This window comes from Sphingomonas degradans, from assembly GCF_053502645.1.
Window position 1 is genome coordinate 3,236,327 of sequence record NZ_CP177172.1, and the last position, 23,867, is coordinate 3,260,193.

General features: G+C 66.9%; 18 protein-coding genes. 7 read left to right on the forward strand and 11 right to left on the reverse strand.

The genetic code is table 11. The features are described 5' to 3' along the window. Window positions 1–13: 13 nt before the first annotated feature. Window positions 14–916 carry a ribokinase gene (locus ACG3SL_RS14890; protein ID WP_448661964.1) on the reverse strand — a complete coding sequence of 301 codons (903 nt, stop codon included), beginning with the start codon at window positions 914–916 and terminating at the stop codon, window positions 14–16. Window positions 917–1,078: 162 nt separating this feature from the next. On the opposite strand from ACG3SL_RS14890, the gene ACG3SL_RS14895 reads away from it, so the two are divergent. The 4 genes from ACG3SL_RS14895 to ACG3SL_RS14910 all read left to right on the forward strand — a co-directional run bounded on the left by ACG3SL_RS14895 (window position 1,079) and on the right by ACG3SL_RS14910 (window position 5,997). Continuing rightward, a complete protein-coding gene (locus tag ACG3SL_RS14895) occupies window positions 1,079–1,909 on the forward strand; it encodes an oxidoreductase (protein WP_448661965.1) in 831 nt (276 codons plus the stop codon). Beyond that, complete coding sequence (locus tag ACG3SL_RS14900) at window positions 1,906–2,709, forward strand: TauD/TfdA dioxygenase family protein (protein ID WP_448661966.1); 804 nt, start codon at window positions 1,906–1,908, stop codon at window positions 2,707–2,709. The genes ACG3SL_RS14895 and ACG3SL_RS14900 overlap by 4 nt, the downstream gene beginning before the upstream one ends. A gap of 331 nt (window positions 2,710–3,040) precedes the next feature. After that, window positions 3,041–5,776 carry a TonB-dependent receptor gene (locus ACG3SL_RS14905; RefSeq protein WP_448661967.1) on the forward strand — a complete coding sequence of 912 codons (2,736 nt, stop codon included), beginning with the start codon at window positions 3,041–3,043 and terminating at the stop codon, window positions 5,774–5,776. A gap of 74 nt (window positions 5,777–5,850) precedes the next feature. Beyond that, on the forward strand, window positions 5,851–5,997 hold the full coding sequence (locus ACG3SL_RS14910; protein WP_448661968.1) for a hypothetical protein: 147 nt from the start codon (window positions 5,851–5,853) through the stop codon (window positions 5,995–5,997). Window positions 5,998–6,018: 21 nt separating this feature from the next. On the opposite strand, the gene ACG3SL_RS14915 is transcribed toward ACG3SL_RS14910, so the two are convergent. The 5 genes from ACG3SL_RS14915 to ACG3SL_RS14935 all read right to left on the reverse strand — a co-directional run bounded on the left by ACG3SL_RS14915 (window position 6,019) and on the right by ACG3SL_RS14935 (window position 11,669). Then, window positions 6,019–7,530 (reverse strand): glycoside hydrolase family 27 protein, encoded by a 1,512-nt coding sequence (locus ACG3SL_RS14915; RefSeq protein WP_448661969.1) that lies wholly within the window; start codon window positions 7,528–7,530, stop codon window positions 6,019–6,021. Between the two features lie 59 nt (window positions 7,531–7,589). Continuing rightward, window positions 7,590–9,005: an amino acid permease gene (locus tag ACG3SL_RS14920; RefSeq protein WP_448661970.1), complete on the reverse strand. Its 1,416-nt coding sequence runs from the start codon at window positions 9,003–9,005 to the stop codon at window positions 7,590–7,592. Between the two features lie 32 nt (window positions 9,006–9,037). Beyond that, on the reverse strand, window positions 9,038–9,688 hold the full coding sequence (locus ACG3SL_RS14925) for a GntR family transcriptional regulator (protein WP_448661971.1): 651 nt from the start codon (window positions 9,686–9,688) through the stop codon (window positions 9,038–9,040). A gap of 62 nt (window positions 9,689–9,750) precedes the next feature. Continuing rightward, window positions 9,751–10,749 carry a 4-hydroxyproline epimerase gene (locus ACG3SL_RS14930; protein ID WP_448661972.1) on the reverse strand — a complete coding sequence of 333 codons (999 nt, stop codon included), beginning with the start codon at window positions 10,747–10,749 and terminating at the stop codon, window positions 9,751–9,753. Window positions 10,750–10,757: 8 nt separating this feature from the next. Beyond that, window positions 10,758–11,669 (reverse strand): dihydrodipicolinate synthase family protein, encoded by a 912-nt coding sequence (locus tag ACG3SL_RS14935; protein WP_448661973.1) that lies wholly within the window; start codon window positions 11,667–11,669, stop codon window positions 10,758–10,760. A gap of 69 nt (window positions 11,670–11,738) precedes the next feature. Here ACG3SL_RS14935 and ACG3SL_RS14940 point away from each other — a divergent pair, with 69 nt between their 5' ends. Continuing rightward, window positions 11,739–12,974 carry an NAD(P)/FAD-dependent oxidoreductase gene (locus ACG3SL_RS14940; protein ID WP_448661974.1) on the forward strand — a complete coding sequence of 412 codons (1,236 nt, stop codon included), beginning with the start codon at window positions 11,739–11,741 and terminating at the stop codon, window positions 12,972–12,974. Next, window positions 12,971–14,149 carry a M24 family metallopeptidase gene (locus ACG3SL_RS14945; protein ID WP_448661975.1) on the forward strand — a complete coding sequence of 393 codons (1,179 nt, stop codon included), beginning with the start codon at window positions 12,971–12,973 and terminating at the stop codon, window positions 14,147–14,149. The genes ACG3SL_RS14940 and ACG3SL_RS14945 overlap by 4 nt, the downstream gene beginning before the upstream one ends. A gap of 22 nt (window positions 14,150–14,171) precedes the next feature. Here ACG3SL_RS14945 and ACG3SL_RS14950 read toward each other — a convergent pair whose 3' ends face one another. Genes ACG3SL_RS14950 through ACG3SL_RS14970 form a run of 5 tightly spaced genes read right to left on the reverse strand, consistent with a single transcriptional unit; the run spans window position 14,172 to window position 21,318 of the window. Next, on the reverse strand, window positions 14,172–15,737 hold the full coding sequence (locus tag ACG3SL_RS14950) for a family 43 glycosylhydrolase (protein WP_448661976.1): 1,566 nt from the start codon (window positions 15,735–15,737) through the stop codon (window positions 14,172–14,174). Window position 15,738: 1 nt separating this feature from the next. Continuing rightward, window positions 15,739–17,502, reverse strand: a complete 1,764-nt coding sequence (locus ACG3SL_RS14955; RefSeq protein WP_448661977.1) for a DUF885 domain-containing protein — start codon at window positions 17,500–17,502, stop codon at window positions 15,739–15,741. 2 nt (window positions 17,503–17,504) lie between these two features. After that, window positions 17,505–18,515, reverse strand: a complete 1,011-nt coding sequence (locus tag ACG3SL_RS14960; protein ID WP_448665138.1) for an Ldh family oxidoreductase — start codon at window positions 18,513–18,515, stop codon at window positions 17,505–17,507. Between the two features lie 8 nt (window positions 18,516–18,523). Further along, a complete protein-coding gene (locus tag ACG3SL_RS14965) occupies window positions 18,524–20,908 on the reverse strand; it encodes a beta-L-arabinofuranosidase domain-containing protein (protein WP_448661978.1) in 2,385 nt (794 codons plus the stop codon). 50 nt (window positions 20,909–20,958) lie between these two features. After that, entirely contained in the window at window positions 20,959–21,318 is a 360-nt protein-coding gene (locus tag ACG3SL_RS14970) for a hypothetical protein (RefSeq protein WP_448661979.1), read from the reverse strand. Between the two features lie 171 nt (window positions 21,319–21,489). On the opposite strand from ACG3SL_RS14970, the gene ACG3SL_RS14975 reads away from it, so the two are divergent. Then, window positions 21,490–23,865, forward strand: a complete 2,376-nt coding sequence (locus tag ACG3SL_RS14975; protein WP_448661980.1) for a DPP IV N-terminal domain-containing protein — start codon at window positions 21,490–21,492, stop codon at window positions 23,863–23,865. The last annotated feature ends 2 nt before the right edge of the window (window positions 23,866–23,867 follow it).

A 23,867-nucleotide genomic window follows, 5' to 3' on the forward strand; every position in this document is an offset into this window, starting at 1 on the left:
TCGGCCACGCATATTAAGTTGCCGCCGCCATGCATGCCGCCTCGACGGCCGCGCGCGCCGGCATCGCCGAGACCGCGCCCGGCGCCAGTGTACACAGTCCGGCGGCGGCGTTGGCGATCCCGAGCGCGGCGTCGATCGCCAGCCCCTCGTCCAGCAAAGCGGCCAGCGCGCCGCAGAAGCAATCGCCCGCCCCCACCGTGTCGATCGGCCGCACCGGCAGCGCGGGTGCATGGAAATGCCGGTCGGCCCACACCGCCACGGCGCCCGCCGCGCCCAGCGTGACGATGACGACCTGATCCGCGCGCGCACACAGCGTCCGAGCGGTTTCCACCGTCGCCTCCAGCGTTTCGGCAGCCGCGCACCCGGCATACCAGGCCAGCTCGTGCTCGTTGACGATCAGCACGTCCACCAGCGCGAACAGCGGCAATGCGCTGGCCAATGCCGGGGCGGCATTCAGGATGCGCAGCCGGGCGGGGGCGGCAAAGGCGGCGGCCAGCGTCTCCGCCGGGACTTCCATCTGCGCCAGCACGACATCGCCAGTGTCCCCCGGCGCGAGCATCGCCGGCGTCAGCCGCGCATTGGCGCCCGACGCGACGATGATCTGGTTCTCCGCCCGCGCATCGACGGCGATATAGGCGGTGCCGGTCGATGCCTCCGCCAGCCGCGCGATCGGGCGCACGTCCACGCCCGCCTCGCCCAGCGCCGCCAGCATCCAGCGCCCGGCCTCATCGTCGCCGACCGCGCCAACCATCCGCACCGCCGCGCCCATCCGCGCCGCCGCCACTGCCTGGTTCGCGCCCTTGCCGCCCGGCAGGCGCAGCGTCTCGTGCGCCATCACGGTCTCACCGGGCAGCGGCAGCTGCTCGACTCGCGCGATCACGTCCACGTTGATCGACCCCACTACGCACACCGCCATCGCCACGCTCCCTTGTCGCGCGCACACGAACATCGCCCGTCGGCTGGAGGCAACAGCGTTTCGCCACGATGCGCCCCCCGCCAAGTTTTGCGGCGACGCACGCCAAGAGCGGCGTGGGGTGGCGCCCCTAAGCTGCGGCGCGAATATTGGGGGAGCGTGCCGGTGACGACGTGGCTGATAACGGGCGTGAGCAGCGGACTGGGCCAGGCGCTCGCCGCCGCAGCGCTGGCGCGCGGAGACATTGTGATCGGCACGGCACGGCGCGAAGCCGACCTTGTGACGTTCGAAGCGCAGGCGCCGGGGCGCGCGCTGGGCATCCAGCTCGACCTCGCGGTCCCGGGCGCCGCAGCAGCCGCGGTCGCGCGGGCGGAGGCGATGGTTCCGCAGATCGATCGGCTGGTCAACAATGCCGGATACGGCATGGTCGGCGCGATCGAGGAAACCGGGATCGATCAGGCCCGGGCGCTGTTCGACGTCAACGTGTTCGGACCCATCGCGATGCTCCAGGCAGTTTTGCCCGCGATGCGCGCACGCCGCGCCGGGCACATCGTCAACATTACCTCGCTCAGCGGCTTCGCCCCCTGGTGGGGCACCGGCATCTATGGCGCGAGCAAATATGCGTTCGAGTGCATCGGCCAGACGCTGGCGCAGGAACTGGCGCCGCTGGGCATCGCCGTCACCAATGTCGCCCCCGGCGGGTTCCGCACGGGCTTTGCCGGCAGCGCGCTGGTCGAAGCCGAGCGGCATATCCCCGATTATGACGACGGCGCCCGCCAGTCGAAGCAAAGCCTGCTCGCCGGGCGCGGCAAGGAGCATGGCGATCCGGCAAAGGCGGCGCAGGCAATCCTGACCGCGCTCGACGCGCCCGAGCCGCCGCGCCACCTTTTCCTGGGCGAAGACGCGCTGCGCCATGCCCGCGAACATTTCGAGATGCTGGAGAGTGAAATGCGGCGCTGGGAAACGCTCTCGCTGTCGACGGCGCACGCGCAATGATTACGGTCCACCCCCTCACGCCGCACATGGGCGCCGAGATCGGCGGCATCGACTTGACCGCGCCGCTGTCCGACGCGCAGGGCGCGGCATTGCGCGCGGCGCTGGCCGAGCATCTGGTGCTGTTCTTCCGCGACCAGCCGATCGACCATGACCAGCACAAGGCGCTGGCGCGCGTCTTTGGCGACATCCACATCGCCGCCGCCACTGCCGCCTGGGCGGTGCCCGGTCACCCCGAAGTGACGCGGATGCACACCGATGCCGACTCCAAATATGTGCCGGGCGAGGACTGGCATTCGGACATGACCTGCGATCCCGAGCCGCCGCTGGGGTCGATCCTCTATCTGCATACCGTGCCCGAGAGCGGCGGCGACACCGCCTTTTCCAACATGTTCGCCGCCTATGCCGCGCTGTCGGACCGGATGAAGGCGTATCTGGACGGGCTGACCGCGACGCACGATGCCGCGCGCGTGTTTGGCGCGATTGCGCCTGCCGGCACGCGGTTCAACGTCTCGTCGCATCCGGTGGTGCGCACGCACCCCGTCTCCGGGCGCAAGGCGCTGTTCGTCAACAAGCAGTTCACGGCGAAGATCGACGGGCTGCCGAAGGACGAGAGCGCCGCACTGCTCGCGTTCCTGACACAACATGTGCAACGCCCCGAATTCCAGTGCCGCTTCCGCTGGCGCCCGCATTCCATTGCCTTCTGGGACAATCGCGCGGTCCAGCATTCGGCGATCTGGGACTATTTCCCGCAAACGCGATCGGGCTTTCGCGTCACCGTAAAGGGCGACCGTCCTTTTTAGGATCGGTCGCCCCACGGGGGGAAACTTCAGCACATCAACACGCTACGGGCGATCCGTATTGCCCTGGCGCCGCGCGTGGAACGAAGTGTGCTCATACCCCGCACCACTGCACCTTAATGTCGGCCAGACGGCCGATCATGAATCGTTTGTTTCAAACCCTTGACACCCAAAATGACTGTTATATGGTATACCATATAACGTATTACGGGTCGTGAAACAACTAAGAAGGGGGAGATACATGCGGAGATTCACCAGGGACCGGCTTCGACAGCTCGCAAAGGCGGTCGCGCTGGCCAGCGTTTCGACGGGCGCACTGACCGCGACGCACGCCATGGCGCAGACGGCGGCGCAACCCACCGACAGCGCAGATACCACCGTACCTGAAACCGAAACGGCGCAAAGCCGCACCAACGACATCATCGTTGTAGGCATCCGCGGCAGCATCGACTCCGCCAACGAGAAGAAGCGCAAGGCGAAGCAGATCGTCGATTCGGTCGTCTCCGAAGACGTCGGCAAACTCCCGGACAACAACGTGCCCGAGGCGCTGGCCCGTGTTTCCGGCGTGCAGATCGATCGCGCGCGCGGCGAAGGCCAAAGCGTAACGATTCGCGGTCTGGGCGACGTGCAGACCACGATCAACGGCGCGGAAGCCGGTTCGGCCGGATCGCGCGCGCTCAACCTCGCCGACATCCCTGCCGAGTTGCTCAAGTCGGTCGAGGTCTACAAGACCCGCAGCGCCGATCAGGTGGAGGGCGGCATCGCCGGCACGGTCAACGTCGAGTTGCGCCGCCCGCTCGACCTGCAAAAGGGCCTGACGGTCGCCGGCAGCTTCCGCGAAACCTTCTCGGATTTGGGGGACACAAAGAGCCCCTATGCCAGCCTGCTGCTCGCGGAGCGCTTCGAAACGCCGATCGGCGAAATGGGTGTGCTACTCAACGGCTCGTACACGAAGAACAACTACTTCGAGAATTACGTCGTCAGTGAATCGCCGCAACAGATCGGGTTCTTCAGCGGCAGCGCCTCTAACCTTGCGCTTCCCGCAGCGCAGCGGAACACGATCATTCCCTATGCGATCAACTATGGCGTGGAAAGGGGATCGGTAAAACGGCCGTCGCTGAGCGCTTCTTGGCAATGGCGCGCGAACGACCATCTCGATTTCGTGCTCGAGGGTTCATACTTCGGCGTTCGCTCCACCGATGAACGCAGCAATCTCCGCATCCAGACGAACAACGATCAGGGAACGTTCAGCAATCTGGTCGTGAACCAGGACGGGACGATCCGTTCGGTCACGATCACGAATACCGGCGCCCAGGGCGTACCCGGCGGTCCGCTGAACATCTACCAGAAGACGAACAGCGACACCTACAACACCAATTTCGAGACACACTGGCGCTCTGAAAAGGTACAGATCAACTTCGGCGCGCAGTATAACTGGTCCGACGTCAGCCAGTATTTTGTTCAGAGCCAGTACCGTTTCAGTGGCGGCACGGTAGCGAATGTCGACTTCAATTCGCCCAACGTCCCCGGCGGCGGGCCCTATGTCACGTTTCCGGGCGTCGACATCAGCAATCCCGCCAATTACAAACTGTTCCAGATCCACGATCAGCGCGGCACCAACAACGACACGCTGTTTACATCAAAACTGGATTTCACGGTTGAGACCAGCGCGACCGGCCTGCTGCGTTCCGCACAATTCGGCGCGCGCTTCACAAAGCGCACTGCGGTCCGCGATTATGGCTATCGCGACGCGTTCTACGACCGGACAGCGACCGCGCCGACCATGAACGCCGTGGGCACTGCCACCGGCATCAGCGTGGATTCGACGACCCCGGACATCGACGGTTCGCCGACCTGGTATCACCTGAGCGGCGCCGGCTTGTACGACAATTTCACGGCGATGCGGAATTACCTCATCAACAACGGCGCCAGCCTGGTCGCCAAAACCTGGAGCACCGACGAGCCCACGACCACCGATCCCGGCGAGAGCTTCCAGGAGCACGAGCGCACGTTCGCGGGCTACGGCCAGCTCAACTACGCCTTCGATGCCTCCTTCCCCGTGGATGGCACGGTCGGCCTGCGCTACGTGAACACGTGGGGCACGGCGATCAGCTCGCGTTATGCGTGGAAGGCTTTCCTCCCCAATGGCAAGCCCGACTATGCACAGGGCGTGATTTATCAGCCCACCGACAGCAAGGCGAACTATGTTGACCTGCTGCCCAGCGCCACGGCGATGCTGCACTTCACGCCGAAATTGCAGTTGCGCTTGTCGTATACCCACAACGTCCAGCGCCCCGAATTTTACAACTTGCGCTCGGCGCTCAACATCCTCGATGCGACCACGTCGGGGCGGGTGTACGCTGGCAACCCGGACCTGAAGGCGACGCAGGAGAACAACTACGACGCTTCGCTCGAATATTACTGGGGCAAGGGCGGCCTGATTTCGCTGGGAACCTTCCTGAAGAACCAGACGGGCTTTATGTACTACACCGAACAGCGTGAGGCAGTGCCTGGCCTGGCCCCGAATGCACTTTCTGCCGATGGCCTGTACATCGTCGGTAAGCCGCGCAACGCTGGCCCGGGCAAGATCTTTGGTTTCGAAGGGCAACTGAACACGTTCTTCGATTTCCTGCCGGGCTTTGCCAAGCACTTCGGCATCAATGCGAACTTCACCTATATCCCTGAAGCCACGCTGCACTTGGCCTATGCCGAGGATGATGTTGCCACCAAGGGCCTTTACGACGCCCCCTACACGTCCAAATATTCGGGCAACGTCGCGCTGCTCTATGACACGCCCGTGTTCAGCGCGCGCCTCGCGTACAATTATCGGTCGAAGTACAAGACGGCCATCGATTATGTGAACCCGGGATACTCGGTCTACACCAAGGCCACGTCGCGCCTGGATGCGGCGATCAACTACACGCCGCTCAAGTTCCTGACGCTGAGTGTCGAGGCAACGAACCTGTTGCACGACAATGCCGACTCCTATTTCGGAGCCTATAATGCGCTGCCGGTGGGCGTCCGCGTTCAGGCACGGACCATTCAAACCAGCGCGCGCTTCCGCTTCTAAGCGCCGCCATCACCTATCCTCACCTGGGCGGGCGCCATACCGGCGACCCGCCCTTTTTTTTGGCAAAGGATCGGTTGCTGGCGGGCAAACGCCATGACGGGCTGGCGATGCGCTGTTCCGCGACGGGCGAGACCAGCACCGGGGCGGGCGGGATGAGTCCTTGGTATCAGGCACGCGCGAAGAGCAGTGCGCTGTCGGCGGCCGCCGTCGTGCCCGAGTGATCGAGCGGGGAAGTCCCCCCTTTACTGCCCCCGGACGCGCAGCAGCACCGCGCCGTGCGCGGGCACGTCGAATGCCAGCGCGTCGCTCGCCACCGGCGCCCCGCGCCACAGATCGCGGGCGGCAGTGATCGTCGCCAGCCCGGCGTCGCTCGCGCGCGCTTCGATATTCGCCCCGGCATCGCCCCGGTTGAACAGCGCCAGCGCCACTTCGCCATTTGCCAGCGGCTTGGCCCAGACCTCTGCCGTGCCATCCTTGCGCACCGCCTTGCCCTGGATGCCCTTCGCGTCCTGGTCCACCGCGATCACGTCGCGATTCTCCAGCAGCGCCAGCATCGCCGGCGGCGTCTGGCGCAGGTCATGCCCCATCAGCAGCGGCGCGGCGGACATCGCCCACAGCGTCATGTGCGTGGTGTATTCGTCCAGCGACATGCCGCCATTGCCGACTTCGAGCATGTCGGGATCGTTGAAGCCGTTGGGGCCGGCATGGGCCGGATTGCCGTTCTTGTCGAAGCCGATGCGCGCCATGGTGGCGTAATCGTCGGTGATGTCGCCGGTGGTGCGCCACAGATGCCCGCCGGCCTGCCGCCCCCAGCTGCCGACGTCGAACCGGCCATATTCGCACAGCGAATAGACGATCGGGCGCCCCGTCGCCTGCAGCGCCGCACCCATTTCGGCATAGCTGCGCTGCACCGTATCGGCATCGGCGTAGAAATATTCGCCCGAGCACAGATCATATTTCAGATAGTCGACGCCCCAGTCGGCAAAGGTCTGCGCGTCCTGCCGGACATGGCCATAGCTGCCCTCATACCCGGCACAGGTGCGCGGCCCCTGCGAGCTGTAGATGCCCAGCTTGAGCCCGCGCGCATGGACGTAATCGGCCAGCCCCTTCATGTCGGGGAACTTGGCGTTGGGGCGGATGCGCCCATCCGGCCCGCGCGTGCCCTGCCAGCCATCGTCGATGTTGACATAGACATAGCCCGCGTCGCGCAGCCCGGTGGACACCATCGCATCGGCCATCGCGCGGATCGTCTTGTCGTCGATCTTCTCGGCGAACTTGTTCCAGCTGCTCCACCCCATCGGCGGCGTCGGCGCCAGCGGGGCCTGTGCGACGGGCGCCCAGGCGGGCAGCGTCTGGAAGCGGAAGGCCCGCGCCTCCGCATCGCGCACCGTGCCGCGCCGCCCCTGCACGTCGATCGTCGTCTCCCACAGCTTGCCGTCCAGCTGGACGCCGCGCGCAGTGCGCCGCAGGGTCCAGTGCTGGGTAGGATGCGCGCGATCGTTGAGGTTGCGCACGTCGAAGTGCAGCACGCCCTTGTCCAGCCGGGCGTTCTGCATCGTCACCGGGCCGTACCACAAAGTGGTCACTGCACCGGTGATGCGCGCGCCTTCGCTCGCCACCTGTACCATGGTGACGCCGGGTGTGGGCGCGGCATGATCGACCAGCCAGACGCCGTCGAACGCCGTCTGTGCATGGGCCGAACCCAGCGGGGTGAGCGATGTCGCGAGGGCAAGCGTGGTCAGCAAGCGGCGCATGGGCGCTACTCCTTTGCGAGGTTGGGAATGTCGGCCCCCGCGCGGGGGCCGGGTGGTGTTCAGGCGGCGGCGCGCTGCCGCTTCACTTCGCTGTGGCGCCAGCCATAGCTGAAATAGACAGCCAGCCCGATCAGGTTCCACACGATGAACCGCAGGATGGTGGAGCTGGGCAGGCTGAACAGCAGGTAGATGCAGCCCAGGATCGCCAGCGTGCCGACGACATAGGGCGCCGGGCAGCGGAACAGCCGGGGTGCGTCCGGTGCCTTGCGGCGCAGCACCATCAGGCACGCACCCACCGCGATGAACGCCAGCAGCGTGCCGGCATTGGCCAGTTCGGCGATTTCATCCAGCCGGAAGAAGCCGGCAACGGCGGCGATGACGACGCCGGTGATGAGCGTGATCCGCGTCGGCGCGCCGGTGCGCGGCGACACCTTGGCAAGGCCGCGCGGCAACAACCCGTCGCGCGCCATCACGAAGAAGATGCGGCTCTGGCCATACATCATCACCAGGATGACCGAAGGCAGCGCCACCACTGCCGCCAGCGCGATCAGATGCCCCGCCACCGGCTGACCCAGCGAACGCAGCACCAGCGCGAGCGGCTCGGGCGAATTGGCAAGCTGTTGAAACGGCATCGCGCCCACGGCGGCGATCGCCACCGCCATGTAGATGACCGTGCACACCAGCATCGATCCGACGATGCCGATGGTCAGGTCGCGGCCCGGACGCTTGGCCTCTTCGGCCGAAGTCGCCACGGCATCGAACCCGTAAAAGGCAAAGAACACGATCGCCGCCGCCGCCATCACGCCGCGCTTCTCGCCGCCCACTTCGGCCGACCCGAAGCCATAGGGCATGAACGGGTGCAGGTTGTTGGCGTCGAACGCGGGAAGCGCGAACGAAATGAACACGCCCAGCGCCACCAGCTTGATGATGACCAGCACGATGTTGAGCGTCGCGCTCTCGCGCGTGCCGGCGACCAGCATCCCCATCACGCCCAGCGCCACGGCGACGGCGGGCAGGTTGATGAGCCCGCCCGCATGCGGCCCGACGAGCAGCGCATGCGGCAGATGCACCCCCGCCGCCTCGATCCAGCCGACCAGATAGCCCGACCAGCCCACCGCCACCGTCGAACAGGCAAGCGAATATTCGAGCACCAGGCTCCAGCCCACGACCCAGGCGATCTTTTCGCCCAGTGCGGCATAGCTGAACGTATAGGCGCTGCCGGCGGCCGGGATCATCGTCGCCAGTTCGGCATAGGCCAGCGCGGCGCACGCACAGACCGCGCCGGCAATGGCAAAGGCCAGGATCACCCCCGGCCCCGCGCGCTCCGCGCCCACGCCGGTCAGCGTGTAGATGCCGGTGCCGACGATCGCGCCGACCCCCAGCGCGATCAGGTGCGGCCAGCCCAATGTCTTGGCAAGGGCGTGGCCCTCCGCATGCTTTGTAACCGAATCAAGCGCCTTGCGCGGACCAAACATCCCATTCCCCCCGAAACATTGTTTTCCGACCGTTAGCTGGTCACGCTGAATTGCTGGCGAAGATCGTCGAGCGTACCGCGCAGATGCTCGGTCAGCAGCGCCGTCAGTCTGGTGCCGTCGCGCGAAAGCCACGCGTCGAGCAGATCCCGATGTTCCTGGTGCGCGCGCGATTCGCGCCCTGCGGGTTGCAGATGCGCGACGACATAGCGCTCGGCCAGGATCGAAAGCCGCTCGACCAGCTGGGTGGTGAGCAGCCGCCCGCCCGGACGCACCAGCGCGGTATGGAAATCGCGGTTGCGCACTGCCACTTCGGCAAGATTGGTGGCGGCCGCGCCGTCCAGCTTGTGGAACGCCTCGATCGCGATGGCATGATCCGCCTCGGTCGCGCGCTCGGCGGCATAGACGGCGGCCGGCGGCTCGATCGCCAGGCGCAGGACATAGATTTCGTCGACCTGGCCCGCCGACATCGGCTGGACAACATAGCCGCGATTGGCGTGGCTGGTCAGCAACCCCTCATGCTCCAGCCGCGCCAGCGCCTCGCGCAGCGGAATCTTGCTCACCCCCAGCTCGGTGGCCAGCGCGTCCTGACGGATCGGCAGGTTGTCGCCCAGCTGGCCGGTCACGATCCGCTCGCGCACGATTTCGAAAACGCGCTCCGCCAAGGTTCGTACGACGATGCTCATCCCAGGCCCCTTCTGCGACGACTCCGCAGTAGGAACAGCCTGGCGGCGCGGAAGCGGATTCGTCATGTGACCTGAAATCCTTCCCAGAACGGGTCCGCGCGATCAATCCAGATCGTGTTGAAGCCGGTGGCAATTGCCGAGCCTTCGATCGACGGGATGATCGCGGGATGATCGCCAAGACGGGTTTCCGCCTCGACACGGCCAATGAAACGACTGCCGATATAGCTTTCGTGCACGAACTGCGCGCCCACCGCCAGCTTTCCCGACGCGGCAAGGTGCGCCAGTCGCGCCGATGTGCCCGTGCCGCAGGGGCTGCGGTCGATCGCCTTGTCGCCATAGAACACGGCATTGCGGCCATCGGCGCCGTCGCCGCGCGGCTTGTCCGCCCATAATATGTGGCTGACGCCGCGGATCGTGGGGTCCAGCGGATGCACCGGCTCGTACTTGGCGCGCACCGCCTCGCGAATGCGCGTGCTCAGGTCGATCAGCCGCGATGCGCCCAGATCGTCCAACCCGGTATATTCGCCCTGCGGCTCGATGATTGCATAGTAATTGCCGCCATAGGACACGTCGATCGACAGCGGCCCGATCCCATCGACGTCCACGTCGATCCCGCGCGCGGCGACATAGGCGGGCACGTTGGTGATGCGCACCGCCGTCACCTTGTCGCCGTCGCGGGTATAGGCGATGTCGATCACGCCGGCGGGCACTTCGACGCGCAGCGTGCCCGGTGTCGCAGGCTGGATCAGCCCGTGCTCCAGCCCAAACGTGACCATGCCGATCGTGCCGTGCCCGCACATCGGCAGGCAGCCCGATGTTTCGATGAACAGGATGCCGACATCGCTGTCTGCGCGCGTCGGCGAGTACAGGAACCCGCCCGACATCATGTCATGCCCGCGCGGCTCTAAGCACAGGCCGGTGCGAACCCAGTCGAAGCGCGCCAGGAAATCCTGGCGCCGCTCCGACATGGTCGCACCCTTCAGCAATGGCGCACCCCCTGCCACCAGCCGGACCGGGTTGCCGGCGGTATGGCCGTCGATACAAAAGAAGGTGTGCCGCATCGCTGGTGTCAGGCCGCTGCCGTGCCCAGCGTCGGGCGCGTCGCCGCCGCCTGTTCGACCATCGCGATCACCTGGGCGCGGCGCGCGCCTTCCAGCGGATAGCGCGGCGGAAGCACGCGTTCGGAACCACGGCCCATCACCTGCTCGGCCAGCTTGATCGACTGGACCAGGTCATGCTCGGCATCCAGATGGAGCAGCGGCATGAACCAGCGATAGATTTCCTTCGCCTTGGCGTAATCGCCACGCTCGAACGCCGCGACCAGCTCGACCGACTCCTTGGGGAATGCGTTGGTAAGGCCGGATACCCAGCCCTGTGCGCCCAGGAACAGCCCCTCCAGCGCGACATCGTCGAGCCCCGCGAACAGCACGAAGCGATCGCCGAACCGGTTGCGGATATCGGTGAAGCGGCGCGTATCCGGCGCCGATTCCTTGACCGCGACGATGTTCTGCACCGGGATCAGCGCCTCCAGCACGTCGGAATCGATCGTGGTGCGATAGGCGGGAGGATTGTTGTACAGCATGATCGGCAACCCGGTCTGGTCGGCAACGCCCTTGAAATGGGCGACCAGTTCGTGGGTTTTGGGGACATACACCATGGGTGGCAACAGCATCAGGCCATCGGCGCCGATTTTTTCGGCGGCCTTTGCATAATGCGCGGCGCGGCGCGTGTCATATTCCGACACGCCGGTGATGACCGGCACGCGGCCCGCCACCACTTCGACCAGTGCGGTCAGCACGCTTACTTTTTCGTCGAAATCCAGCGAGTTATTCTCGCCCACCGTCCCCAGCGCGATGATTCCCGTAACGCCATCGCGGATAAGATCGTCCACAACACGCTGCGTATCGGCCAGGTCGATCGACAGGTCCTCCCGCAGCTGAGTCGTTACCGCAGGAAAAACACCCTTCCAACCGATCGTCATCTGTTACCCCGTTCTTGAAGTTGAATAACGTATACGATAATGATTTTTGCGTTGCAATAGAGGATAGCCGTGGCGCGCATTACGATCATTGGTGGGGGTGTCGTGGGCCTCAGTTGCGCCTCGGCGCTGCTGCGGGCGGGACACGGTGTCACGGTGCTGGAACGCGCAGGCGAGCGGGATGCCGCCTCGTGGGGCAATGCCGGGCATATCGCGACCGAACAGGTGGCGCCGCTGGCGTCGATCGCGACGCTGCGCTCCGCTTGGGGCCGGCGGTTCGCGGCGGGCGGTGCGCTCGATCTGCCGCTGCACGCCATCGGCACCTGGCTTCCCTTCGCGCTGCGCTTTCTCGCCGCGTCGCGGCCGTCGCGCTTCGCCGCCGGGGGCGACGCGCTGCGCGCGCTGCTGGCCGAAGCGCTGCCCGCCTGGGAACGCGCGCCCTGGGCGGCGGAGGCGGCACTGCTCAAAACCGACGGGCATTTCGTCGCGTGGGAGAGTGCAGCCCGCGCTGCGGCGGGCAAGGCGGCATGGGCCGGGGCGGACATCGGTACCGCGCGGCTCCACGATGCTGCACCGCACGAAATCGCCCGGCTGCGCGGCATCAGCGCCGCCCCGATCGCCGGGGCCTGCCGCTTTTCGGGAACGGCGCAGGTCGCCGACCTGGATGCGCTGGCCGACGCGCTCGAACGCGATGTCACCGCACGGGGAGGAACCATCGTGCGGACGCTGGCAACCCTAAACTTCCTCAACGGATCGGCGCAGGTGCCCGGCCACGCCGCCGATCTCGTGCTGGTGGCAGCCGGCGTGCGCAGCAGGCCGCTGGTCGCGGCGGCGGGCCATTGCGCGCCGATCATCGCCGAGCGCGGCTATCACATCCGCGCCGCCGCCACGCACTGGCCCGCCGATCTGCCGCCGGTGGTGTTCGAGGATCGATCGATGATCGTCACCCGCTACCGCGATACCGTCCAGGCGGCGAGCTTCGTCGAACTGGGCGATCCCGATGCGCCGCCCGATCCGCGCAAATGGGAGCGGCTGGAACGCCATGTCGCCGCACTGGGCCTGCCGATGCGCCCGCCCTTCACCCGCTGGATGGGCGCCCGGCCCACGTTGCCCGATTATCTGCCCGCGATCGGCCGCTCGCGCCGCGCGGCGAACCTGCTCTATGCCTTTGGCCACCAGCATCTGGGGCTGACGCTGGCGCCGATCACCGCCGAACTGGTCTCAGCGATCGCCAGCGGCCAAAGGCCCATCATCGACATCACGCCCTTCGACCTGGAGCGATTCGGCGGCAAAGGAGGACACGCATGACCATCGGCGGATCGACGATCGAACAGGAACTGGCCGCACTCGCGCCCTGGCACAGCCCCGCCCCGCGCATCACCGCCGACGAACGCGCCGCGCGGCTGGATCAGGCCCGCGAACGCCTCGATGCGATCGGCGCCGACGTGCTGCTGGTCAATGCCGGGCCCAGCCTGCGCTATTTCACCGGCGTTTCCTGGTCGCCGACCGAACGGCTGGTGGCGCTGCTGCTGCCGGTGCACGGCACGCCCCGGATCGTCTGCCCCGCCTTCGAGCGTGGCTCGCTGGAGGCGGAACTGGCGATCCCTGCCGATCTGCTGCTGTGGGAAGAGGATGTCGATCCCGTGTCGGTGATCGCCGACGCGCTGCCCGGGGCCGCCCGGATCGCGATCGATCCGCTGCTGCCGTTCCACTGGTCAGAGCCGCTGCGGGCCTGTTTCAACATCGTGTCGGGTGCCCCGGTGATCGACGCGATGCGGATGCGCAAATCGGCCACCGAGCTTGCGCTGATGCAACAGGCGAAGGCGATGACGCTGGAAGTGCATCGCCGCGCTGCGCGCATCCTGGCACCGGGCATCCGCGCCAGCACGGTAAAGCGCTTCATCGACGACGCCCATCGCGCGCTCGGTGCCGCCGGTTCCACCTTCTGCGCGGTGCAGTTCGGTCGCGCGACCGCGTTTCCGCACGGCCTGCCCGGCGATCAGGCACTGGAGGAGAACCAGCTGGTGCTGATCGATACGGGCTGCACGATCGACGGCTATCATTCGGACATCACCCGCACCTATGCCTTTGGCACGGTGGGCGACGACATTCGCGCCACCTGGGCGCTGGAAAAGGAGGCACAGGCGGCCGCGTTCGATGCCTGCGTTCCCGGCGGGCCGTGCGAGAGCGTCGACTACGCCGCGCGCGCCGTACTCGAAAAGGCGGGGCTGGGGCCCGACTATCGCCTGCCCGGCCTGCCCCACCGCACCGGCCACGGCATCGGGCTGGCGATCCACGAGCCCGCCTATCTCGTGCGCGGCGACCGGACCCCGCTGGCACCCGGCATGTGTTTTTCGAACGAACCGATGATCGTCGTCCCCGAACGCTATGGCGTCCGGCTGGAAGACCATATGTACGTCACCGAAACCGGCGCGGCCTGGTTCACCCAGCCGCAGCATTCGATCGACCGGCCCTTCGCCTGAACGGGGCCTGCGGCACCCGCCCTTAGCGGGTGCAGGCAGGGGCCGCCGGGTTCGGCGCGGCGGCGGGGACGGCGGCGCGCGGGGCGAGCACTTCCCATTCCTGCACCCCGACGCCCGCAAAGCTGCCGCCTGCGCCCGATGCGTCGAACACCGCGCGCAGGCAGCGCGTCGTCACCGGGGCGAAGCGCACGTCCTGGAACACGCCCGGTTCGGTGCCATAGCCGCTGGCCCCCGGCACCGGCTTCCACGCCCCGTCCCAATATTCCAGATGCCAGGCCGCGGGGGGGGCCACACCCACGCCCGAACCGGCGGGCTGATCGGCGAACAGGTATAGCCGTGATCCGTCGATCGTGACCGACTGGGTCCAGCGATATTCGATCCAGGGCCGCTTGGGGTTATTCCCGTTCCACGTGCCCCACATGTCGGGCGGCAGCGGGCTGCTGCGCACCTTGCCGTCGTTGAGCGCGCCGATCCAATATTGCAGCGGAATGGGCTGGTTCGACGCGACGGCCGACGCTGCGCCGGCGATGTTGCGGGTCGGCGCCGGCGCGGGCTGCGGCGCGCGGCTGGGCGTGATCGGGCGGATGCGCGCAGGCGTGACGCTGTCGTCCCATTCGACCGGGTCGATCGCGACGCTGCGCCGGAAATGCCCGCCGCCCACTGCGTCCGCAGTGTGATAGGCGATATACCACTTGCCCTTGAACGCGACCATGCCGGCATGGGACGTCGTCGACGACACCGGGCGCAGCGCGACGCCGCGATAGGTCCACGGCCCCATCGGCGACGGCGCGGTGCCATAGGCCTGGCACGCATAATAGACGGCGGGCGTGCAATCGCTGTCCGGCCCCGCATGGTTTCCGGCATAGAGCATGTAATAGGTGCCCTTGCGCTTCAAGATCCACGGCGCCTCGAAGAATCCGGTCAGCCCCTCGATCCGCTGTTCGGCGCTTTTGGGCGTGACCATGTCGCGCGCCAGTTCGATCCCGCGCAGCTGGCCGAACGTGCCCCAATACAGGTAGACGCGGCCATCGTCGTCGATCAGCACGGTCGGGTCGATATTCTGGATCGTGTTCGCCACCGGCACGCGCTGCGACACGATCGGCCCCGCCGGGTGCGCATCCTTCCACGGCCCGAGCGGGCTGTCCGCCACCGCGACACCGATCGCGAACCGATCCTTCGCGTCGCTGTCGCGCTCGATCACGGGGGCATAGAGATAGAAGCGCCCGTCGGGCGCCTTTACGATCTGGCCCGCATAGGCGCGGCCCGGCTCGGCCCAGGCGAAAACCGCTTCGGGACGGAGAAAGCCCGGCCAGTGTTTCCAGACCCGCGTGGCGGGATCGTTGGTCGCCAGCATCTGCCATTCGGGCATGATGAAGTCGTTGACGTCGGGCGCCGCCGTGTCGCGCCCCGTGAGGATATACAGCGTGTCGCCATCGACCAGCGGCGCAGGATCGGTCGAATAATAGCGGCCATCGGCCAGGATCGGATTGCCCGTGCCGGTCACGGTTTCGGGCGCGGGCAGCGTCTGGGCGCACGCCGCGCCGGGCAACACCGCGAGCAGCGGCGCGAGGGCAAGCAATCGGGTCATGTCATTCCTCGTCCGGGTAAGGGCCCTTGCCGCCATCGGCGATGAGCTGGTCGATGCGGCGATCGATCTCGGGCACCGGCACCGATCCCAGCGCCAGCACCGCATCGTGAAAGGCGCGGATGTTGAACTTCGCGCCCAATGCCTTTTCGGCGCGGGCGCGGGCGCGCAGGATTGCCAGCTCGCCGGTGTAATAGCTCAGCGCCTGGCCCGGCCATGCGATGTAACGGTCCACTTCGGTCTCGATCTCGTGGTCGGCCAGCGCGGTGTTGTCGTGCAGGAACTGCTGCGCCTGTTCGCGGGTCCAGCCCTTGGCATGGATGCCGGTATCGACCACCAGCCGCGCCGCGCGCCACATCTGGTAGCTGAGCATCCCGAACACCTCGTACGGCGTCTGGTACATGCCCATTTCCTCGCCCAGCGCCTCGCAATACAGCGCCCAGCCCTCGCCATAGACCGACAGATAGGTGTCGCGCCGGAACGCCGGCAGGTCCTTGTTCTCCGCCGCCAGCGGCATCTGGAACGCATGACCCGGCGCGCTTTCGTGCAGCGTCAGCGCCGGCAGCGAATAGAGGGGGCGCGCCGGCAGGTTATAGGTGTTGATCAGATACACGCCCGGCCCGCCGCGCCCGCCGGTGTAGAAGGGCGCGATGTCGTCCGGCACCGGGACGATCGCGAACCGGCTGCGCGGCAGCCGCCCGAAATAGCGCGCGACCTTGCCGTCAAACGTCTTGGCGATCCACGCGCCGCGATCGAGCAGCGCCTGCGGCGTCTTGGCATAGAATTGCGGATCGGTGCGCAGGAAGTGGAGGAAGGCGGCAAGATCGCCCTGGAACCCCACCTGGCGCATCACGTCGTGCATCCGCGCGCGGATCTTGGCCACTTCGGCAAGGCCGATCGCGTGGACCTCGTCCGGGGTCTGGTCCAGCGTGGTGAACTCGGCGACCTTGGACTGGTAATAGGCCCGCCCGTCGGGCAGGTCATAGGCGGCAAGGCTGGTACGCGCGCCGGGGATGTACTCGGTGCGCAGGAAACGCAGCAGCGTGGCATGGGCCGGCACCACCGCATCGCGGATCGCCGCCTCGCCCTCGGCGCGCAGCTGCGCCTGGGTCGCCGCCGGGATGCTGGCGGGGAACGTCGCGAAGGGCGCGAAGAAGGGCGATTCCGCCGGCGACTTCGCCTCCGCCACGCGCGCTACACCCGCATCGCGCCCCTGCAACGTGATCCGCGCGGGCGTGAAGCCGCGCTTCAGCCCGGCGCGCATGTTCCCGATCTGCTGGTCGAAAAAGCGCGGCAGATCGCGCAGCATCGCGATATAGGCCCGGTAATCCTCTTCGCGCACGAAATTGCCCCGCGCGCCTTCGGCGATGTCGCCCCAGAAGCTGGTGTCCGAATTGAGCGGCTTTTCATATTCGCGGTACAGCTGCTCGTTGCGCAGCGCCTCGATCTGTCCCTTGTAGACCGCGTAGTTCACTTGCTCCGCCGGAGACAGCGTGGCGGGATTGATCTTCGCCAGCGCCGCCAGCGTCGCGGTCCATCGCGCCAGCTTCGCCGCCTGCGCCGCCGGGCCGACATCGGGCAGCGCGTGCTTCGCGCTTTTGGGCGTGTCCTCGCTGGGCGCCTGTTGCCCCTGCCGCCAGGCATATTCGTCGGTGTACAGCTTCCTGAACTGCGCATCGGGCGACGCGGCGGGCGACCCCGCCACTGCCCCAGCCGACAGCATCGCTACCCCCGCCAGAAGGACTGCCGTGCTACGCCATACCCGCATCTTCACGCTCCGATCGCCATGATGTCCGCATAGAGCGCCGCCGGTATCGTCACCCCGTGCGCCAGACTTTGTTCGCGCGCGGCATAGCGGCGCTGCGACGGCAATCGCGCACCCTGCGCCTCGATCGCGGCGAACATCGCCTCGGCCCGCGCCAGATGCTCCTGCACCGCCGCGCCCAGAAAGCCCGCCGGATCGATCGCCACGATCAGCTCGCCGCCGATCGGCGAACCGCCCCGCCCCGCATCGGCGGCGAGCGAGTCCGCGCTGGTATGATCGCCGATCAGCGGCCCGGCGAGCAGTTCCACCATTGCCGCCAGCGCCGATCCCTTGTGCCCGCCAAAGGTGCGCATCGCCCCGTCGAGCACTGCCTTGGCATCGGTCGTCGGATTGCCTTGGGCGTCATAGCCCCAGTCGTCGGGCACCGCGCGGCCTTCGCGACGGTGCAGTTCGATCTCACCGCGCGCGACGGCGCTGGTCGCAAAGTCGAACACGAAAGGATTGCCCCCGGCGCGCGGCCAGCCAAAGGCGATCGGATTGGTGCCGAACACCGGGCGGGTGCCGCCCGCCGGCGCGACCCAGGCATGGCTGGGCGTGAACGCCAACGCGACCAGTCCCTGTTCCGCCAGCGCCTCCACTTCGGGCCAAAGGGCCGCGAAGTGAACGACGTTGTTGAGCGCGAGCGCCGCGATCCCGTTGGCCCGCGCCTTTTCGACGAGCAGCGGCATTCCCCGCGCAAAGGCAAGCTGCGCAAAGCCACCGCCGCCGTCCACGGCGACCAGCCCGGCCTTGGGCTCGGTCAGCGTCGGCACGGCATCGGGCACGACCACGCCTGCGCGGATGCTGCGGTCCGCCACCAGCAGGCGATAGATGCCGTGGCTGGCGCATCCGTCGCGCTCGCCCGCCACCATCGTCTCGGCCACTGCGTCGGCATGGTCCTGCGCCAGCCCCGCCGCCACCAGCTTGGCCCGCGCCAGGCTGCGCAGCGCGTCCAGCGTCATCGCCACGCCCGCCATCGGATCGCTCAACGCGCGGCGCCCGGCTTTGCCGTGAACAGGCGCACGCCGAACACCGGCCCCGCGCTGTTGCCGCTATGGGGCACGATACGCACCCGAACCGATGCCTTGCCCTTGGTCAGCGCCTCGGGCAGCGGATAATCGGCGTCGAAAAACTTGCCGGGCCGGTCATTGTCCAGCGTCTGGGTAGCGACCTTCACATTGTCGACCAGGATGTCGAAGCTGCGCTTGCGCTCGCCGCCCCAATAGCTCGCCTGGAGGATCAGCGGGCCGTCCTTGGTCTTCAGCGTGAATTCCATGAATCCGCCGGAGCGCACGTCGCGCCCCTGCCGCCCGCGATAGGTGGCGGGCCAGGACAGGTCGGACGTCAGGTTATGGTCGCGTTCCGGCTGCATCTCGCCCAGGAACATCACGTCCACCGAACGCGCCGCCACATCCTTCAGCCGGGCCTGTTCCTCCAGGAACGCCTTTTGCTCGACTGCCCATGCCGCCTCGGAGAAGCGTTTGAAATAGGTCGCGCTGCGGCGGTTATACTGGCGGTAAAAGGGCACGAACGGCAGGTCGCCCGGACGCACCACGCCGCGCGTGGCGTACAGCCCCTTTGCCGGATCGCTGGGCACGAACCCGCCGAGCAGATCGGCACCAACCAGCGCCGGATCGGCCTGTTCCCACTTGGTCTCGCGCGGCCCCAGATCGGCGGCGAGCACCATCGGGCCGCGTACCACCGCAATGGTATTCTCGTCGCCCGGCGCGGATTCGATCCGCAGTTCGAGCGGCAGCGTGATCGACACGGTATCGCCCGCCTTCCACCGGCGATCGACCACGGCATAGCCGCGCGCGAACACCGGCGTCACCGGCGCGCCGTTGACCACGACCACCGCCTTGCCCGCCGCCCAGCCGGGCACGCGCAGCGCGACGGGGAACGCGCCCTGCTTCACCTTGGCGAAGGTCAGGCGGGCTTCGCCCTCGAACGGATAGTTGGTCTCCAGCCGCAGCGTTGCATTGCGCTTCGCCCATTCGGCGTCCGCGGGGATATAGAGGTTGACGATCAGCCCGCCGGCATCGTCTTCCCAGAAGATCGATTCACCGTGCTTGGCATGGCTTTCCATGCCGCTGCCGACACAGCACCAGAACGAATCGTCATCGACGGTTGAATAGCCGCGCTCGCTGCCGGTCATCAGCGGCGTCATATAGGTGAAGCCGCCGGTGGCGGGGTCCTGCGCCGACATGACATGGTTCAGGTGCGCGCGCTCATAATAGTCGAACAGCGCGCCATCGGGCTGCCACGCATAGAGATGCCGCGTCAGCTTGAGCATGTTGTACGTGTTGCAATGCTCGCACGTCTGGTCGGTGATGTGGTCGGCGACCGTGTCGGGCGTGAAGAAATACTCGCGGTCGGCATTGCCGCCGATCACATAGCTGTGATGCCCCGTCACGCGCTCCCAGAAGAACGTCGCGGCGGTGCGGCGCTTTTCCTCGCCGGTGATGTCATAGATGCGCGCCAGCCCGATCAGCTTCGGCACCTGGGTATTGGCGTGGAAATTGGCGAGCTTGTCCTCGCGGTTGCTCAGCGGATCGAGCACGCGGGTGTCGTACAGCGTCTCGGCCATTTTCAGCCAGCGCGGGTTGCCCGTGCGCGCGTGCAGTTCGGCATAGCTTTCGTTCAGCCCGCCATATTCGCAGCCCAGCACTTCCTGGGTCTGCGCCGGGGTGAGCGCGGCAAACACCCGCTCGAAATAGCCGGCCAGCCCCTCGACGACGGATAGCGCCTTGGGGTTGCCCCATGCGGCATGGATGTCGAGCAGCCCCGCGAACAGCTTGTGCACGGTATAGAGCGGCGACCATGATCCGTTGAGGTCGAAGCCGCCGGAGCGGATCTCGCCCTTGGTCAGCTCGGCGAAAATCTCTTCGCCGTCGACGATCGTGCCGTCCTTCCGCTTGCGCCCCAACGCGCCGACATAGCCGTTGCCGCGCTTGGCCTGCGCTTCGGCGAGCTCGTCGATGATGTAGTCGGCGCGGCGGCGCATCTCGGTATCGCCGGTCTGCTGCCAAGTCAGCACCAGCGCGGTCATATAGTGCCCCAGCGTGTGGCCGGCGATCGTATCGCTTTCCCACCCGCCATAGATCGGCGCCTTGGGCTCCAGCCCGGCATATTTGCGGAAATTGTGGAGCAGCCGGTCGGGGCTCAGCCGGTGGAGATAGGTGCGGTTGACCTCCACAGCCGTCGCATAGTCCGACGGGCGCAGGCGCACGGCGGCGAGCGGAAGCGGCTTGGCGCGTGCCAGGCCGGGTGCTGCGGCAGCGGCGGCGCGGGCCACCATGCCCGTCGCGCCAAAGGCCATTGCGGCCGCCCCGAGCATCAATTCCCGGCGTGAGGCAGAGATCGGTCGCATCATTTCCTCCCTAGAATACTGTATACGATTATCGCGACCACCCCCGAGGGTCAATCCCCGGAAGCCTCGGTAACCGGCTCCAGATGATCGAGAATACATATCGGGCCGGGGATCGCCGTGGGCGCGATCGCGGCGCGCAGCTTGTCGCCTTCGCAATATCCGGCGCCGGTGGTTTCGATCACGATGGTCGCAAACCGGTTGATGCCGGGGCACCGCCCCCCCTTGAACACCGCGACATAGGATCGGCGCGCATCGGGCTGGCCGCGAAAAAAGACACTGCCGTCGTCGCGGGCGATGGGGGCCGCGACCAAGGATTGCGGAATGCACTGGCGCGTGTAGCCCGCATTCTGCAGCGGCGCCGCCGACAGCAAGGGCAGCGCCAACGGAAGAAGGTAATATGCCCTGTTCATCCCCATCCCCCTATAGCATCACCGGATCGCATCCTGCCCCCGATGCGCCACGCTACCGCAGCAGTCGCATAATATATACTGTATAATTTCTGTTGAGCTGGCGGCGACGCTTGCGGTATGCACCGCGCAAGGGAGGCGCCAATAATGCGACATGAAGGACACCGGGCAGGCTTGCCGATACGATCAGGGGCAAGCGCGCTGGCGGCCAGCGCCTTTCTCTTGCTGGGCAATACGGGGCAAACGTCTGCACCTGCGCCAACACCTGCGGCAGTCCCGGCACCGACGATTGCCGAACGCTATGCCCGGGCCGACCAATATCTGCGCCCCAAGCTGGAGCGACTGATCGTCAACGCCGATCTCCGCGCGACCTTCACGCGCGACGGTTCGGGCATTCTCTATCGCGTGGGAAGCGCGGGCGCGCGTGAGATCCGCTATCTCGACCTGACGACCGGCCAGTCGCGCGCAGTCACGGGTGAGGCGCATCTGGCGCAGCTGCTGTCGCGCGCGACCGGCAAGGATATCGACGCGTTCACGCTGTGGCTGCAGGACCCCGATTACAGCGCGCGCGACAATGCCCTGACCTTCGGCGTCGCCGACCGGCAATTTACGCTGACCGCCGCCGACACGCTGGTGGAAGCGAGCAAGGGCGCGCCCGAAGGCGATGGCGCCGTATCGCCCGATGGCCGGTTCGAGATCGTCGCCCGCGACTATAACCTGTTCGTGCGCGATCGCCGGACGCAGCGCGAAGTCGCGCTGACCAGCGACGGCACGCGCGAACAGCCCTATGGCCGGGGCATCCCCCAGCTTGCCGACATATTGAAGGAAGGCACCGAAGAGCCGAAGATGCCGGTGTCGGTGCGGTGGTCGCCCGACAGCCGGCATATCGTCAGCTGGCGGCTCGACACGCGCGGCGTCACGCCGCTGACGATGACGCAGGAAAACCCGCCGGGCAGCTTCTACCCGCGCAGCTTCCGCTATGTGTATCCGCTGGCCGGTGCCGCCAAACTGCCCCAGGCGACGCGCTTCGCCGTGGATGTCGAGGCCGCGCTGCGCACCCGCCGCGCGCGGATCGTGCCGTTCGACGTGCCGAGCGAATCGCTGCTCTACCCCGCCGATCCCGATTTCGGCTGGAACGGCGACAAGGCGCGCGTCCAGTGGACCGAACGCGGCTACAAGCAGCTGGTCGTCTATCAAGTCGATCCGGACACCGGCAAGGCGAGCGTGACCGCGCGCGAAAGCGTGAAGCCGCTGGTCACCGTCACGTCGAGCGGGCTGCGCCCCGCCCCCGAACTGGGCGGCGAACTCGCCATTTCCGAACGGACCGGTTGGGCCCAGCTGTATCTGGTCCGCCCCGACGATCCCGATGGCGGCATCCCGATCACGCGCGGCGCATGGGAAGTGCTGGACATCGCCCATGTCGATGCCGCCGCACGCAGCATCCTGCTCACCGGCGTCGGGCGCGAACGCGATCGCAACCCCTATTACCGCGCGCTGTACCGTGTGACCGGCGACGGCAGCCAGCCGGTGCTGCTAACCCCCGAGCCGCTCGACCACGATGTCGAAGTGTCGCCCGACGGCAAATGGTTCCTGGATGCGATGTCGAGCCCGACTGTGCCGACACGCACCGTGCTGCGCGACAGCCGTGACGGGCGCATCGTCAGCGAACTGGCGACGGCGGACGCCAGCGCACTGTTCGCCAGCGGCTATACCCCGCCCGAACCATTCACCGGCGTCGCCGCCGATGGCAAGACCCCGCTGTACGGGATGATCTGGCGCCCCGCCCATTTCGATCCGACGCGCCGCTATCCGATCATCGACGCCGTCTATACCGGCCCCACCACCACCAACGTGCCGACCGGCTGGAACGAAACGATCACCGCCGGCGCAGGCAGCGTCGCCCAGCTGGGCGCGATCGTGGTCACCATCGACGGCACCGGCACGTCGCGCCGGGGCCAGGCCTTCCGCCTGCCCGCCTATCAGAATCTGGGCGAAGTCGGGCTCGACGATCACATCGCCATGATCCGCCAGATGGCGGCGAAATATCCGTATATCGATACCAGCCGCGTTGGCGTCTACGGCGGTTCGGCGGGCGGATATGACACTGCGCGCTTCGTGCTGCGGCGCCCCAATTTCTTCAAGGTGGGAGTCGCCTCGTCCGGCAACCACGATCTGCGGCTCGACAAGGCATGGTGGCCCGAAGTGTCGATGGGCAATCCCGACGAAACGGTGTGGGAGCGCAATTCGAACATGGCGGTCGCGGGGAACCTGACCGGCAAGCTGCTGCTGATCCATGGCGACATCGACGACAACGTCCCCGTCACCGAAAGCCTGCGCCTCGCCAACGCGCTCATCACGGCCGGGCGCGATGTCGATCTGGTGATCCTGCCCAACACCACCCACCGCGTCGCCCAGCCGTTCTTCTGGCGCAAGCTGCGCGACTATTTCACGCGCAACCTGCTGGACGAGACACCGCCTGCGCTGCCCCTGCCAAAGCCGGCACCCGCGCCCGCCCCTGCCACGCCCGCGATCGGCGCAACAACGAAATGAGA